The following is a 14888-nucleotide window of genomic DNA, read 5'->3' on the forward strand; positions in this document are numbered from 1 at the left end:
CCACGCGGGACGAGGGTGGTCAGCGATTCCGCTTCTGCTCGGCACGGATCAAACCGCCGCCGACGATCAGCCGCTGAATTTCGCTCGTGCCCTCGTACAGGCGGAGAAGACGGACATCTCGATAGATTCGCTCGACGGGAACGCCGCGCATATATCCTGCGCCGCCGTGGATCTGGACCGCGAGGTCGGCAACTGTGCCGACCATCTCGGTGCAGAACAGCTTCACCGCCGACGGCGCGATCCGTCGATCGGTGTTTTCCACCCAGGCTCGGGCAGCCTCACGCACCATGGCCCGGCCTGCCATGACTCCCGTCTGCTGGTCGGCGATCATCGCCTGGACGAGTTGATGATTGCCGATGGGCTCGCCACCCTGCGTGGAAGACGCAGCGTAGGAGACGGATTCGTCCAGGGCACGCTGCGCTTGACCGACGGCGAGCGCTGCGATGTGGACGCGGCCACGCGCCAACGACGTCATCGCCGCCCGGTATCCGATGTCACCGTTGCCGCCCACCAGAGCGTCGGCGTCGACCTCGACGTCGGTGAACGTCACATCCGCGGTTCCTGCTCCCTGCTGACCCATCTTCGCGTCCTTGTCACCGACCTCGACACCCGCAGCGTCGGCGGGGACCAGAAACACCGCGATCCCGTTGCCGCTGTTCGGCTTCGGGTCCACTCGCGCGAACACGACGAACAGGTCCGCGATGGGCGCATTGGTGATGTAGCGCTTGCTTCCGCTGATGATCCAGCCAGTACCGTCCACTACTGCCGTCGTTCTCAGCCCTGCCGGGTTCGAGCCGGCACCGTCCTCGGTCAACGCGAACGACGCGACGACGTCGCCGGCCGCCATGCCGGGCAACCACGTTGCCTTCTGCTCGTCGGTGCCGAACCCGACGAGCACCTGGCCCGCGATTCCGTTGTTGGTGCCGAACATCGACCGCAACGACAGTGTGGTGTAGCCGAGCTCCATGGCAATCTCGACATCCTGAATCAAGTTCAGGCCGAGACCACCGAACTCTTGCGGAATCGCGTATCCGAACAACCCCATCTCGGCGGACTGTCTCCGGAGATCGTCGGGAATCGAATCGGCGTTCATGATCTCGAGTTCACGCGGAACCACCCGCGATCGGACGAACTGGGAGACTTGCTTCTTCACGTCCGCGAAGACGTCGTCGGGTACCTCGGCATTGCGCACGGTCATGGCACCACTATCGACGCTGCCCACGGATCGGACAACCAACAACCGCGAGTAGTTGACACAACAATCATAGTGGGTACCATCGAATACAGTTGACATCGCAACTACTTCGGATGTCCACCCGACGAAAGGTCTCATCGATGACGAAGATCGCAATCATCTACTACTCCGCAACCGGCCACGGATCCACGATGGCGAACAAGCTCGCCGACGCAGCGACGGCGGCTGGAGCCGAAGTACGCGTGCGGCACATCGCGGAGACGCGCGACCCCAGCACCTTCGCCGAGAACCCCGCCTGGTCCGCCAACTACGAGGCAACCAAGGATCTTCCCGCTGCCAGCGGCGACGACATCGTCTGGGCCGATGGCGTCATCCTCGGATCACCGACGCGTTTCGGTAGCACCGCAGCACCGTTCCAGAACTTCATGGACTCGCTCGGCGGCTACTGGGCCAAGGGTGAACTTGCAAACAAGGCATACGCCGCCTTCACCTCGAGCCAGACCGCGCACGGCGGCCAGGAGACCACCCTCATCGGTCTCTACACCTCGCTGATGCACTTCGGCGGCGTCCTGGTTCCGCCCGGATACACCGACGGACTGAAGTTCGCCGACGGCAACCCCTACGGCGTCAGCCACGTCACCGGACCCGAGAACAAGAACGAACTGGACGACGCGACCACGGCAGCGCTGACCCACATGGCCACGCGCGTCGTCACCATCGCCGAGGCTCTGGCGAAGTAAAGGCCGGCTCTCGTCACCTCGAGAAGACCGCCCGATTCGCGTCCGGGTCCGCACATCGCCAGTGCGGACCCGGACGTAGTACATGCATGATGGCAAACGGCGTGTTTGTCATCTCGGGCGCGCACCGCCATGCTGTGTGCAGGGAACAGCAACTCCGCTGACTTCTGCGAGCGGTCGGTGGCGTCGCCCACCGACTCGTCGCTGCGACCAGTGCGAAACGGACATCGATGAAGGATCCCGGCTTCGATCCGCTCGTTCTCCGCGCCCTGTTCGACGAATCGCCCGACATGGTGGCCCTGTCCGAGTTCTCCGGCAGCGTGATCGACGTCAATCCGGTCGGCCTCCGCCTGGTCGGCCTGGAGGAACTGCCGTCGACAGGCCTGTTCACAGCAGATTTCTTCACGGCCCGCGGGCTCGAAGTCTCCGGTGACGTCGAACATGCGTTGCAGACGACCGGTCACTGGCAGGGCCGTACCGAATTACGCCACTTCGTCTCCGGCGCGGGCATTCCCGTTGCCCTGTCCACGTTCGTCGTCCGACGTTACGGGCGAGAACCCGACCTGATCGCCACCATCGTCCGCGACCGCACCCGTGGACACCAGCGTGATCTGGACCTGCTGGCCGCGGCTGTATCGGCGGAGAGAATCGCAGTCGAGCAACGGGCACTGGCCGAATTGAGCGCACTTGCCGTCACGGCGGACTTCGATACTGTGCTGGCTGCGGCCACGAGCACGGCGGCCAAGTTGGTGGGCGTCGAGTCTGCGGCCCTGGCCCGACGTTCGGAGGACTCGACCGACCCGCTTCTGTCCGTCGACGCGATCACCCGCACGCTCCCACACGATTTCGTGCTTGCCACCGGCGACGGGTCGTTGACCGGTTAAGCCCTGGCGCGAAGGGCGATCACCGTGTGTTCCGACGTCGAATCCGAAACACGATTCGACACCTCGGCCATGGCTGCCCTGGGCTTTCGCAGCGGTGCCGCCGTTCCGATCACCATCGGTGCCGGGCTGTGGGGCGTACTGATCCTGTTCGGCCGAGAACCACACGTTTTCGGCGACGGAGACATCGCGTTCGTCTCCGCAGTCGCCGGAGTGCTCTCCGCTGCACTCGAACGAGTGGAACTCGACCGCGAGCTGCGCTGGCGCAGCGCGCACGATCCCTTGACCGAACTGCCGAATCGCGCGGTGGCGTACGACGCGATCGACACTGCGCTCGCACAGGTCGCGGACACCGGCGGCCGAGTGGCCCTGCTGTTGCTCGACGTCGACGATTTCAAGATCATCAACGACAGCCTCGGCCACGACGTCGGAGACCGCGCATTCGTGCACTTCTCACGCCGCCTGGCCGCGACCGCGAGACCTGGCGATACCGTGGCCAGGCTCGGCGGCGACGAATTCCTGATGATCTGCAATCACATCGACGACGTCGCACATGCCGAACGCGTCGCCGAGTGCATCCGTTCCGCTCTCACGGCCCCTACCGCGGAAGACGAGGGCGACGACCCGATTCCGGTGAGCGCCAGCATCGGAGTTGCGGTGTCCACTGCGGGCTCGACCCGACGCGAGCTCCTTCGATCGGCCGACCTGGCGATGTACCGCGCCAAGGACACCAGGGCCGGGCACGCCGTCTTCGACTCCAGCGACCTCTACGACGCCGACCGGGTGCGCTCCATGTCGGTGGACCTGCGCCGCGCTCTGGCCTCCGGCGACCTGACACTGGACTACCAACCCGTGATCGACGTCGAGACCGGACACATCGTTTCCGTCGAAGCTCTGGCGCGTTGGCAGCACCCGAATCTCGGTCCCATCGAACCGTCCGAATTCGTTGCCGTGGCCGAACGCACCGGTGTGGCAACGCTTCTCGACGATTGGGCCCTCACCACCGCCTGTCGACAACTCGTCGACTGGCGCGGGCTGGGCTGCGTCGGCATGCGCGTCAACATCAGCGCGCTGCAACTGCGCGACCCGGCCTTTCCCGATCGAGTGGCTGCCGCCCTGCTCACCACCGGTGCGCACGCTGACGGCGTCGTTCTCGAACTCACCGAGACGGAATGGCTCGCCGACACCGGCACCGTTGCGTCCAATTTGGCGAGACTCCACGAGATGGGAGTTGCGTTGTCACTCGACGATGTCGGGAAGGGCTACAGCAGCCTGGCCTACCTCGAACGCTTCCCGGTGATCGGCAGCTTCAAGATCGACCGAACGTACATCGACGCTCTCGACACCGAGCGAGGACGAGAAGTGTTGACCGCCATCGTGTCACTGGCGAAAGCCTACGGCGTGACAGTCGTGGGCGAAGGCGTCGAAACGCAGGCGCAGCTCGACGCTCTCACCGCAGCGGGATGCAATCTGGTGCAAGGATTTCTGCTGGGTCGGCCCGCCGACGCCGAGCACACGGCACTGCTGCTGTCCCGTGAGAGCGCAGCGCGACAACGCTGAGCGCGTCGAACACGGGTCTCGATCTCACCGCCGGGGGCGCGCCGATGCGACGAGCATCGCCAGACCCATCTCGAAGGCGCGGGTGGCAATGGGATCGTCGGCATCCTCGTGTTGGACGGTCTCGTAGGCCGCGGCCAACCGCGGGAAAGCCTCCTCCTGGCCGGCAGGATCGAATACGACACTCGGGCCGGACATGTCGAGGACACTGCCGAGGATGAACGATTCGAACGCGGTCAGCAGAGGTAACACATCCCTGCTCGCCCAGCCCACCGCCTCTGCGGCAACAGAGAAATCCTCGTACTCCGCCAACAGCACCGGGGTCGATGCGCGTGTGGTCATGAGGAGGGGAACGGCGCGGTGATGCTCCGCGAACGCCAATCGATAGGACCTCGCCCATTCGACGAGGCCCTCCTCCCACGGCAATTCGCGTAGCGGTGCCGAGTCGATTCGGGCCGAGACCAGCGCTCGGACGTCTTCGATCATCGCCGCGCGGTCGGCGACGTGGTTGTAGAGGGAAGTAGGGTTCACGCCCAATTTCAGCGCCACGCCCCGCATGCTCGCACCGTCGGCTCCGTGCCGATCGACCAGGGCCAATGCGGTGCGGGCGATCAGGTCACGGCTGAGAATGGCGCGAGGTGGTCGTGCCATGGTCGCCTCCTCTCGGGCGGTCGTCGAGTACGGACAGCCTTGCATGTCGGGATTTTTTTCGATTCACCCGTTCCCAAAACCGACAGTGTGTGTTTTAGTTCTGTCATGACTTCTTCTTCCTTCACCGTGGTCGAGGCCGATGTCGCCGGCGTTTCCGCCGCGCTCGCCGAGGGCACTGTGACGAGCGTCGAACTGGTAGCGCGTTACCTCAATCGAATCGGGCACTACGACCGCACCGGCATCAGCCTCAACGCCGTCCCGGTACTGAACCCGGACGCGTTCGAGGAAGCCCGCGCAGCCGACCGGCGCCGGAGCGCTGGGCAGACTCTCGGCCCGATGGACGGAATCCCCTACACCGCCAAGTCCAGCTACAAGGTGCGCGGTCTTCCGGTGACGGCCGGCTCGCCCGCATTCGAGACCCTCGTCGCGACCGACGACGCCTTCGCCGTGGCCCAGCTGCGAGCGGCAGGCGCGATCTGCCTGGGCCTGACCAACATGCCGCCGATGGCAGCGGGTGGAATGCAGCGCGGACTCTACGGACGCGCCGAAAGTCCCTACTCCGCACAGTTTCTCACCTCGGCGTTCGGCTCGGGATCCTCCAACGGCTCGGGTACGGCGACAGCTGCGAGTTTCGCCGCCTTCGGGCTCGCCGAGGAAACCTGGTCCTCGGGCCGCGCACCCGCGTCGAACAATGCGCTCGTCGCCTACACGCCCTCTCGCGGGGTGATCTCGGTGCGGGGCAACTGGCCGTTGGTGCCCACGATGGATGTCGTTGTGCCGCATGCCCGTACGGTCGACGACCTACTGCACCTACTGGACGTGGTCGTGGCCGACGACGCGGTCACCGAGGGCGACCTGTGGCGCATGCAGGAATGGGTGTCGATCCCGCCGGCCTCGGATGTTCGGCCCGCGTCCTTCACCGATCTGCCGCCACTGCCGTTGCAGGGGCTCCGCCTCGCCGTACCTCGCCTGTACGTCAACGGCGATCCCGACAGCGCATATCCGATCCACACCCGCGATTCGGTGATAACCCTGTGGCAGACCATGCGTGACGATCTGGTCGCTGCAGGCGCAGAAGTGATCGACACCGACTTCCCCGTCGTGGAGAACTACGAAGGCCTGCACCCGAACTCGCAGACCATGGTCGACCGCGGTCTCGTTCCCGCCGAGTTCCTCGAACGCGAGCTGGAAGAACTCTCCGTGTGGGCGTTCGACAGCTTCCTCACCGCGAACGGTCAGCCAGGCCTGCGCGGCCTGGCCGAGACCGACGGGGCGCGCATCTTCCCGCATCCCACGGGCGCGCTACCCGATCGCTACGGCATTCTGCCGTTCGACACGGCCTACGATCTGGCGGACTACGTTCCCATGGCGAAAGCAGGGGTGACGCCGTTCGATCGCATTCCGTCCGTGGAGGCCGGCATGCGCGGATTGGAAGAGGTCCGCCGCGTCGACTTCGAGAAGTGGTTGCAGGACAACCGCTTCGACGCAGTCGTCTTTCCGGCCGTTGCCGATGTCGGCCCCGCCGACGCCGATGTCGACGTCGCGTCCGCCGACATCGCCTGGCGCAACGGAGTCTGGGTGGCCAACGGCAATCTCGTGCCCCGCCACCTCGGCATACCCACCGTCACCGTTCCCATGGGGTCGATGAGCGACACGTCGATGCCGGTCGGCTTGACTCTGGCCGGTGCTGCCTACTCCGATTCGACCCTGCTGCGTCTCGCCCGTTCCGTCGACGCCCTCGGGGCCCGACGAGTGGCTCCCGCACGCACCCCGGCACTGACCGACGAGCACGTGTTCGACGGCATCGTCGGTGCCGGTGACTCGGATGCCTCCATCGCAGTGACCGACGTGCAGATTCGGCCGGGATCCGCGGGCGAGGAACTCACCTTCGCCGTCCGGATCGACGGCGGTTCCATCGACGACGTACAGGCTTTCGTCGACGGAGTGCGGGTGCCGCTCCACACGACGGGCAGCGCCGTCACCGGGACAGTGTCGATTCCGCCGGGTTCGTACGACACCCTGCACAGTGAGTGGCGGGCACCGTACGGTCCCCTCGTCGTCGCCGTCGCCCGCTGCGCAGACGGTGGTGTCGCCGGTGCCATGGCGACCACCGACGGATCGCCTCTCTGACCATGACCATTCCACTGACGCCCGACGCCACCCGGCTTCCACTGAACACTCGACGAGCGACGTCGACATTCGGCATGTCCGTACTCGGCCTGCTGACCGCAAACCTGTTGCCGTTCATGGTGATCGCACTCCAGGACTCCCTCGGCGTCAGCGTCGCCGAGGCGGGGACGATCATGACGGGCTCGCTGCTCGCCACCGCGCTGGCCTGTATCGCCGTCACCCGACTGGCCGAGGGGTCGCGGCGGATCGCGGTAGCCCGAGTCGGTCTCGTGGTGACCGCACTCGGATTCGGTGTCGCTGCGTTCCCGCTCGGTGCCACCGTCACCGTCGTCGGCGTCATCATCGGAGGTGCGGGAGCCGGCGGCGCACTGGCCGCGAGCGGTGCAGCTCTGGCGGCACTGCGCAATCCCAACCGGATGTCGGCCGCCAACGGACTCGTCAACCGAGCCGTCGTGACCCTTGTCCTCGCGGTGATCCCGCTGGTCGGCGTCGGCCTGGGCAGTGTCTACGGATTCGTCGCCGGTCTCGCGATCGTCCTGCTGGTGACGTCCAGTTGGTTGCCCGCCGCACCCGTACTCGACTCACCCGACCCGGTGCGACGGGCTGTGGAGCCGCCGGCCTCGGTCGGCACGCGGCGCATCACAGTTGCCGGAGTGTCCCTGCTGGTGATGTACGCGGTGTGGGCGATCAGCGAGGATTCACTCTGGGCGATCGCAGGCACCATGGGCGCAGACAATGCGCAGCTGAGCGACGCAGCACTCGGTGTGGTTCTCAGCGCGTCCAGCGCAGGGGGATTCTTCGCCGCCCTCGTGCTCATCCTGCTCGGCGACCGGGTGGGCCGCGCACTTCCGATGGCGGTCCTACTGATCGTCGGTGGTGCCCTGAAACTCGGTACGTCCCTCGCCACCGATCCCACGGTGTACGGCGTGCTCCTCGTCGCGTGGAACTCGGTGTACCTGGCGGCCTTCCTGTTCTTCATCGCCACCGCGGCCGCACTGGATGCCAACGGCAGATTCTCGGGTCCCTCGCTCGGCGTGTATCTCGTGGGTACCAGTTTCGCTCCAGCGTTCGGTGGTTGGCTCGTGGAGTCGTTCGGCTACAGCACATTCGGCTGGGTCGTAGGCGTGACCAGTTGGTTGTTGGTCGTACCGGTCGTTCTCGTCGCACGCTTGTCCACCCGCGTCGAACAGGCAGAAAACCAAGCACGGCAATCGGATTCGCTACCGCAGGAGACATCTCGATGACAACCCCGACCACCCGGACCGCACTGGTGAACGGCAGGATCCTCAGTTCCTCCGGCACTCTGGAGGCCGTCGCGGACGGTAGCTTGGCCGAGGCCGATCGTGTGGTGATCGACGGCGACCACATCGCCGAGGTGCACCTGCCCGGCACCACGCACGCGGCGTCCGCCGACGTCACGGTGGACCTCGAAGGCCGATTCGTCCTCCCCGGATTCGTCGACTCGCACGTACACCTGCTGTGGCTCGGTGCCGGGCTCAGCAGCGTAGCCCTCACCGACGCAGGCGATCTCGCGGAGATTCGACGCCGGCTGGTCGACGCACGAGAATCCCTCGGCTCCGAGGCGACCATGCTGCGCGGCCGCGGCTGGCTCTTCGATGCCATCGACGGTGAACCCACCGCAGCCATGCTCGACGCGGTTGTCTCGGACATTCCGGTGTTCCTCGACTCCAACGACATGCACTCGATCTGGGTCAACACCGCCGCACTCGAAGCGATGGGAATCGACGCGACGACAACGGATCCGGCCGGTGGCCGGATCTCGCGTCATCCCGACGGCTCACCCGCCGGGATGCTGTACGAACGCGCCGCGCACGAATTGGGTTGGGCCTACCTGTCTTCGGTCACCTCGAACCAGGATCGAGAGCGACACATAGGGCGTGCGCTCGACGCGTTCGCGGGCGCCGGTGTCACCTCGGTCGTCGACATGGGGATGGACGAAGACGGCTGGCGCGCGCTGTGCGGTGTCGCGCAGCGCTCGGGAGGCCGGCTACCGGTCCGTGTCTCGGCGCATTGGCTCGTCGTCGATACCGGTGACGCGCAGCGCAATCTGGACCAGGTGAACCGTGTTCTCGAGCTGCGGAACGACCCGACACCGTGGCTCGAGCTCGTCGGTATCAAGCTCGTACTCGACGGTGTGATCGACGCGTGTACCGCAGCGTTGAACTACCCGTACGCCAACGGCACCAACGGAGACCTGTTGTGGAGCGCCGAGGCCCTTCTACCCGTCGTCGTCGCCGCGGATGCTGCACAACTGCGTCTGGCCATCCATGCCATCGGCGATCTGGCCAGCGACATGGCCCTCGATGTTCTCGAGGAGATGATCGACGTCAATCCGCCGTGGGATCGACGACCGCGGCTCGAGCACCTCGAAATCGTCAGCGCTCGGACACCCGACCGAATGGCTCGGCTGGGCATCACGGCATCGGTACAGCCGGTGCACTCCGACCCTGCGATCCAACCGAACTGGCGCGCCCAGTTGGGCGACGACCGCGTCGAACGCGGCTACCCGTGGACGTCGTTCACCGCTGCGGGGGCCCGCCTGGCATTCGGCACCGATGCCCCGACCGCGCCCCACGAGGCGCTGGCGAATTTGTACATCGCCACGACGAGACGCTCGGCCACCGACCACTCGCTACCACCGAACGAGCCGCAGTTCGCGGTGCCGCTCGACGCCGCCCTACGCCACGCGACATTCGACTCCGCCGCGTCCTTCGATGCCGATTCGCGGGTCGGTCGAGTGCAACCCGGCATGTACGCCGACCTCGTCGTGCTGGACGGTGACGTACTCGACGGAGGCACTCTGTTGGCTGTGTCGGTCGTACGCACCATCGTCGGCGGCAAGACCGTGTTCGAGAAAGAGACCGAGGAAACCCATGTCTGACACCGTGTTCGACTTCTTCGCCCAGCCCGAGCTACCGACGCCGACCCTCGAGTCCGACGAGGTCCGTAGGCTGATGGACGAAAACTTCGGATTGGCATGCACCCTCACCGAACTCGGCAGCCAGCAGGACCAGAACTTCGTGGTTCGCGACATCGGCAGCGGCGCCCCGGTCGGCGTCCTCAAGCTGAGCAACCCGGTGTTCAGCGAGTCCGAGATCGAGTTGCAGGACCTCGCCGCAAGCATCGTTGCCGAGCGAGAGCCGACGCTGCGTACCCCGAAGGTGGTCGTCGGCCCGCGCGGACCTATGTCCGCATGGTGGAACTCGTCGCAGGGGCGCATCCACGGCCGGGTCATCGAATTCATCTCGGGCACAACGCTGATGGGTTCGAACTATCTCTCCCCCGCCACGACCGCGCGGATGGGCGAACTCGCAGGCAAGGTGAGCGTTGCACTCTCCGATGTCGACCACCCGGCGTCGGGCCGGTTGCTGCAATGGGATCTGCGCCATGCCGATCGCGTCATCGCGACGCTGTTGCCCGACGAGCCGGACCATGATGTCAGCGAATTCATCACCGATGTCACCGCATCGGCCATGCGTCAGTTGCATTCGGTGTCGGCCGACCTGCCCCTTCAACTCGGCCACTTCGACATCACCGACGACAACGTTCTCGCGCCGACGGCACCCGGGTCGCTCCCCGACGCCGTCATCGACTTCGGCGATGTCAGTCGATCGTGGGCGGTCAACGAAATTGCGGTGACCTTGTCCTCGCTGCTGCACCACGACGGCTTCGCGCCGGTCGACGCACTGCCCGCCATCCGCGCCTTCCATGCCGCACGTCCGCTGAGCGAGAACGAGATCGAGGCACTGTGGCCATTGGTCACCCTGCGCGGAGTGGTCCTCGTACTCAGCGGCCGTCAGCAGGTACGCCTCGACGCCGGGAACTCGTACGCCGACTCCGCGCTGGATCGCGAATTCCGCATCCTCACCCAAGCAGCATCGGTGCCCTGCGCCGTGATGACCGAAACCATCCGTCGGGCACTGGGTTTGGACGCCCGGCCGCGACCGACCTGGCAGGGCGAACCGTTGGTCGCCGGTATGTCCGACGCCGTGACCATCGACGCGGGCACCACGTCGACCGTCAACGACGAAGGGCGCTGGCTCGACCGACACACCCTGACGGCCGCCGCGCTTGCCGCACTCGATGCAGGCGCTCCCGCCGCAGTGGTACCTGCGTGGTCTGCTCGGCTCACCGGTGGACCCAGCCGCACTCCCACAGAGCCGGCCACGATCTCCACTGCGCTGACCATCTGGCTCGCCCAGGACACCACGCTCGACGTACCTGCAGACTGCTACACCACGCACACCGACGACGGCATCACCGTCACGTCCGGTGACGACGCCGTCCACTTCGTGGGCGTACCGAACTCACCGAATACCCTTGTGCTGCCGGCGCGTACACCGATCGACGTCCAGCTCACCCGATCGAACTCGGGGCCGATACCACTGCGCGTCGAGCCCTCGTACTCCCACGGCTGGTCGGTACTCGCCGGTGACCCGGCGCCGGCACTCGGGCTGCCCCCTACCGTCGTCGCCCCCGAGGACGACACCCTCGAGCGCCGCGAACGGCTGCTCGCCGAGGTCCAGGAGCACTACTACGCGGAGCCGCCCCGCATCGAGCGGGGGTGGCGTGAGTACCTGGCCGATGTCGACGGCCGGGTCTATCTCGACATGGTCAACAACGTCGCCTCCGTCGGCCATGCCCACCCGAAGGTGGTGGCGGCCGCCCATCGGCAGATGCAACTGCTGAACACCAACTCGCGCTTCAACTATCGTGCGATCACGGGATTCGCAGAACGGATCACCGCGACCCTCCCCGACGAACTCGACACCGTGTTCTTCGTCAACTCCGGTTCGGAGGCAACCGATCTCGCCATCCGGATCGCGATGGCCGCGACCGGACGTACCGATATCGTGGCCATGAAGGAGGCCTACCACGGGTGGACCTTCGCCAGCGACGCCGTCTCGACCTCGATAGCCGACAACCCCAATGCCCCTGCCACCCGGCCGGACTGGGTACATACCGTCGATGCCGCGAACTCCTACCGAGGAAAGCACCGCGGTGACGACGCATCGAGGTACGCCCCCGAAGCCGTACAGTTCATCGACGACCTGGCCGCGGCGGGAACACTCCCCGCCGGGTTCATCTGCGAGTCCTACTACGGCAACGCCGGAGGTGTCGCACTTCCCGACGGCTACCTCCAGCAGGTCTACGCCGCCGTCCGCAAGCACGGTGGCATCGCGATCTCCGACGAAGTGCAGGTCGGTTACGGCCGACTCGGCGAATGGTTCTGGGGCTTTCAGCAGCAGCAGGCGATTCCCGACGTCATCGCAGTCGCGAAATCCATCGGTACCGGCCAACCCGTCGGCGTCGTTGTCACCACCCGAAAGATCGCCGACCGCTATCGCACCGGTGGCTACTTCTTCTCCTCCACAGGCGGATCCCCGGTGTCGTCGGTGATCGGTCTCGCCGTGCTCGACGTCATCCAACAAGAGGGGTTGCAGGAGAACGCGCGTGTGGTCGGTGGCCACCTGAAGTCTCGACTGCAGGCCCTCGCGACCGAGCACCCCATCGTGGGCACGGTGCACGGCTCAGGGTTGTATCTCGGACTCGAATTCATCCGCGACCACACCACACTCGAGCCCGCCACCGAGGAAACCGAGGCCATCTGCAATCGACTCCTCGAACTGGGAGTCGTCATGCAACCCACCGGCGACCACCAGAACGTGCTCAAAATCAAACCACCACTGTGCGTCTCGAAGGAATCGGTCGACTACTTCGTCGACTCGTTGGACAGAGTCCTGACCACCGGCTGGTAAGGGCGAATCGGCTCCTCGGCGGGGCTCCGCGGGCGGCAGTGATGAGAGTATTCAGGGCATGACGCAACTCGGTCTCGGACTTGCCGCACTCGGACGCCCGGAGTATCTGACGGTCGGACATTCACGTGCGGTGGACGGACGGTTCGATCCGGCTGCGCTCGAGCAGCATTGCCACGCAGTACTGGACGCCGCCTGGGACAGTGGCATTCGGCACTTCGACGTCGCCCGCTCCTACGGTCTGGCCGAGCAGTTCCTCGGCAGTTGGTTGTCTGCCCGTCCGAACCGGCGCGAGGAACTCGTGATCGGCTCGAAGTGGGGCTACGCCTATGTCGCCGACTTTCAGCGGGGCGCGGAGGTACACGAGGTCAAGGAACACTCGGTCGCACGTCTGGCCGAACAGTGGCCGCAGACCGTGCGCGACCTCGGCGGAAAGCCCGACCACTACCTGATTCACAGCGTCACCCCGGACAGCCCTGCCCTTCGCGACGCAGCCTTGCTCGACGATCTACGCGCGCTGGCAGCCGGTGGCACCCGCATCGGCATCAGCACCAGCGGGCCGCACCAGGCCGATGTCGTGCGTGCCGCGCTCGAGATCGGGGTGTTCGGCTCGGTGCAGTCGACGTGGAACCCCCTCGAACCGTCCGTCGCCCCCGCCCTGGCGGAAGCGCACGAGGCCGGCTGGTTCGTCGTCGTCAAAGAGGCGATGGCGAACGGTCGACTCGTCGCCGAGAACTCCGAACTCGCCGCGCGCGCCGACTCGGCCGGAGTCGGCCGCGACGCGCTCGCACTGGCCGTCGCCCTCGCGCAACCGTGGGCCGATGTGGTGCTCTCCGGTGCCGCCACGGCGGCGCAACTCGAAGAGAACATCGCTGCGCTCTCCATCGACCGCGCCGTGATCGCGCCAGGCGACCTGAACATTGCCAACCTGGACATCGCCGAGTCCCCTCAGAGTTACTGGGACAACCGCTCACGCATGGCCTGGACCTGACCTCCGTCCACCTTCCCGAATCGGCGCGTTCAGTGGCGTCGAGGCATTCAGTGACGTCGAGGCATTCAGTGACGGGTCGAGGCATTCAGTGACGGGTCGCGCTGAACACGTCGACCGGATGCGGAACTCGAAGCCCCCCAACCGCATTCGGAACCGATACCGCCGCGAGGTAGGCCCGCACCGGCTCGTGCAGCTCGGGCGTCAACCGGGCTTGCACCGCGAAGTCCAGCACGTCGTCGCTCGCGGCGGAAAGATCGACCAGCGCGTCGAGAGTCACTGTGTCGTCGAGGACGATCTCGGCGTCGACGAACGCTTTCTCGATATCTGCGCTGAACCATTGCCGATGGCCCTCCAGCGGAGGAGCGAGTACTTCGACGAGTGCGTTGAGCGCCGCCGTCGGCGCAATCGCCACCCACAGTTCGCCGCCGGGTCGCAGCAGGGCGAGCGCGGCATGCAGCGTTGCTCGTAAGTCTGCGACGTAGTACATCGAGTGCACGAACATCACGACGTCGAAAGTCTCGTCGACGGGTGCGTCGTCGAACGATGCGACGTACGCGCTGGCGTCGAGTTCGGTGGCCTCGAGCGCCGCCATCTTGGCGGCGAAGAGCTCGGTACTGCCGATCCAAGGGTCGATGCCGACGTACCGCACCGTGCGGCCGGGTGCCCGCAGCACCAGGCCCGCTGCAAGCCTGGCATCGAGCGAACCGTCCCCGCAGCCCACCGACAGCACCGATAGCGGTCCGTTCCCCATCCCGGCCAGCCGATCTGCGAAGTGCCGGGCGATCAGACCGCGCTGATCGGAGAGCATCTCGAAGGCGGCATGGTGCTCGGCGTAGGACTCGGGCGGCAGGCCCGCCAGCGCCTCGGCCCCGCGCCGCATCGCCCGCAATCCGTCGATGAGCACGACGGCAGTGTCGGTCGGCGAATTCGGAGCTATGTTGGACATTGGACCGAGTCAACCATGACGCC

Annotated in this window: 11 protein-coding genes; 8 read left to right on the forward strand and 3 right to left on the reverse strand. The window is 66.0% G+C overall.

The features are described from left to right. Window positions 1-19: 19 nt before the first annotated feature. Window positions 20-1198 carry an acyl-CoA dehydrogenase family protein gene (locus CH266_RS16110; protein ID WP_027495695.1) on the reverse strand — a complete coding sequence of 393 codons (1179 nt, stop codon included), beginning with the start codon at window positions 1196-1198 and terminating at the stop codon, window positions 20-22. 137 nt (window positions 1199-1335) lie between these two features. On the opposite strand from CH266_RS16110, the gene wrbA reads away from it, so the two are divergent. The 3 genes from wrbA to CH266_RS16120 all read left to right on the forward strand — a co-directional run bounded on the left by wrbA (window position 1336) and on the right by CH266_RS16120 (window position 4373). Further along, entirely contained in the window at window positions 1336-1935 is a 600-nt protein-coding gene (gene wrbA, locus CH266_RS16115; protein ID WP_027495694.1) for an NAD(P)H:quinone oxidoreductase, read from the forward strand. 227 nt (window positions 1936-2162) lie between these two features. Beyond that, window positions 2163-2816, forward strand: coding sequence for a PAS domain-containing protein (locus CH266_RS25890; protein ID WP_255175937.1), 654 nt, complete (start codon window positions 2163-2165; stop codon window positions 2814-2816). Between the two features lie 18 nt (window positions 2817-2834). Further along, window positions 2835-4373 (forward strand): putative bifunctional diguanylate cyclase/phosphodiesterase, encoded by a 1539-nt coding sequence (locus CH266_RS16120; protein ID WP_255175944.1) that lies wholly within the window; start codon window positions 2835-2837, stop codon window positions 4371-4373. A 24-nt stretch (window positions 4374-4397) separates the two neighbouring features. Here the strand turns inward: CH266_RS16120 and CH266_RS16125 are convergent, their stop codons facing one another. Beyond that, complete coding sequence (locus CH266_RS16125) at window positions 4398-5021, reverse strand: TetR/AcrR family transcriptional regulator (RefSeq protein WP_032367318.1); 624 nt, start codon at window positions 5019-5021, stop codon at window positions 4398-4400. A gap of 105 nt (window positions 5022-5126) precedes the next feature. Between CH266_RS16125 and CH266_RS16130 the strand changes: the two genes are divergently transcribed. The 5 genes from CH266_RS16130 to CH266_RS16150 are packed head-to-tail and all read left to right on the forward strand — an operon-like array spanning window position 5127 to window position 13919. Beyond that, window positions 5127-7151 carry an amidase gene (locus CH266_RS16130; protein WP_094715704.1) on the forward strand — a complete coding sequence of 675 codons (2025 nt, stop codon included), beginning with the start codon at window positions 5127-5129 and terminating at the stop codon, window positions 7149-7151. 2 nt (window positions 7152-7153) lie between these two features. Next, window positions 7154-8395 carry an MFS transporter gene (locus CH266_RS16135; protein ID WP_094715705.1) on the forward strand — a complete coding sequence of 414 codons (1242 nt, stop codon included), beginning with the start codon at window positions 7154-7156 and terminating at the stop codon, window positions 8393-8395. After that, window positions 8392-10053, forward strand: coding sequence for an amidohydrolase (locus tag CH266_RS16140; protein WP_094715706.1), 1662 nt, complete (start codon window positions 8392-8394; stop codon window positions 10051-10053). The genes CH266_RS16135 and CH266_RS16140 overlap by 4 nt, the downstream gene beginning before the upstream one ends. Next, the gene (locus tag CH266_RS16145) at window positions 10046-12931 is read left to right on the forward strand and encodes an aminotransferase (protein WP_094715707.1); all 2886 of its coding nucleotides are present in this window, start codon (window positions 10046-10048) and stop codon (window positions 12929-12931) included. The genes CH266_RS16140 and CH266_RS16145 overlap by 8 nt, the downstream gene beginning before the upstream one ends. Window positions 12932-12989: 58 nt before the next feature. Further along, a complete protein-coding gene (locus CH266_RS16150) occupies window positions 12990-13919 on the forward strand; it encodes an aldo/keto reductase (RefSeq protein ID WP_094715708.1) in 930 nt (309 codons plus the stop codon). Between the two features lie 85 nt (window positions 13920-14004). Here CH266_RS16150 and CH266_RS16155 read toward each other — a convergent pair whose 3' ends face one another. Further along, window positions 14005-14865 (reverse strand): class I SAM-dependent methyltransferase, encoded by an 861-nt coding sequence (locus tag CH266_RS16155; RefSeq protein ID WP_094715709.1) that lies wholly within the window; start codon window positions 14863-14865, stop codon window positions 14005-14007. Window positions 14866-14888: the final 23 nt, after the last annotated feature.

The organism is Rhodococcus sp. 06-1474-1B (assembly GCF_002258885.1).
Lineage (GTDB): Bacteria > Actinomycetota > Actinomycetes > Mycobacteriales > Mycobacteriaceae > Rhodococcoides > Rhodococcoides fascians.

Bases quoted from the DNA above. Each gene is read 5' to 3' on its own strand.
- CH266_RS16110 (WP_027495695.1), bottom strand. From the start codon at position 1,198: ATGACCGTGCGCAATGCCGAGGTACCCGACGACGTCTTCGCGGACGTG.
- wrbA (WP_027495694.1), top strand. From the start codon at position 1,336: ATGACGAAGATCGCAATCATCTACTACTCCGCAACCGGCCACGGATCC.
- CH266_RS25890 (WP_255175937.1), top strand. From the start codon at position 2,163: ATGAAGGATCCCGGCTTCGATCCGCTCGTTCTCCGCGCCCTGTTCGAC.
- CH266_RS16125 (WP_032367318.1), bottom strand. From the start codon at position 5,021: ATGGCACGACCACCTCGCGCCATTCTCAGCCGTGACCTGATCGCCCGC.
- CH266_RS16130 (WP_094715704.1), top strand. From the start codon at position 5,127: ATGACTTCTTCTTCCTTCACCGTGGTCGAGGCCGATGTCGCCGGCGTT.
- CH266_RS16135 (WP_094715705.1), top strand. From the start codon at position 7,154: ATGACCATTCCACTGACGCCCGACGCCACCCGGCTTCCACTGAACACT.
- CH266_RS16140 (WP_094715706.1), top strand. From the start codon at position 8,392: ATGACAACCCCGACCACCCGGACCGCACTGGTGAACGGCAGGATCCTC.
- CH266_RS16145 (WP_094715707.1), top strand. From the start codon at position 10,046: ATGTCTGACACCGTGTTCGACTTCTTCGCCCAGCCCGAGCTACCGACG.
- CH266_RS16150 (WP_094715708.1), top strand. From the start codon at position 12,990: ATGACGCAACTCGGTCTCGGACTTGCCGCACTCGGACGCCCGGAGTAT.
- CH266_RS16155 (WP_094715709.1), bottom strand. From the start codon at position 14,865: ATGTCCAACATAGCTCCGAATTCGCCGACCGACACTGCCGTCGTGCTC.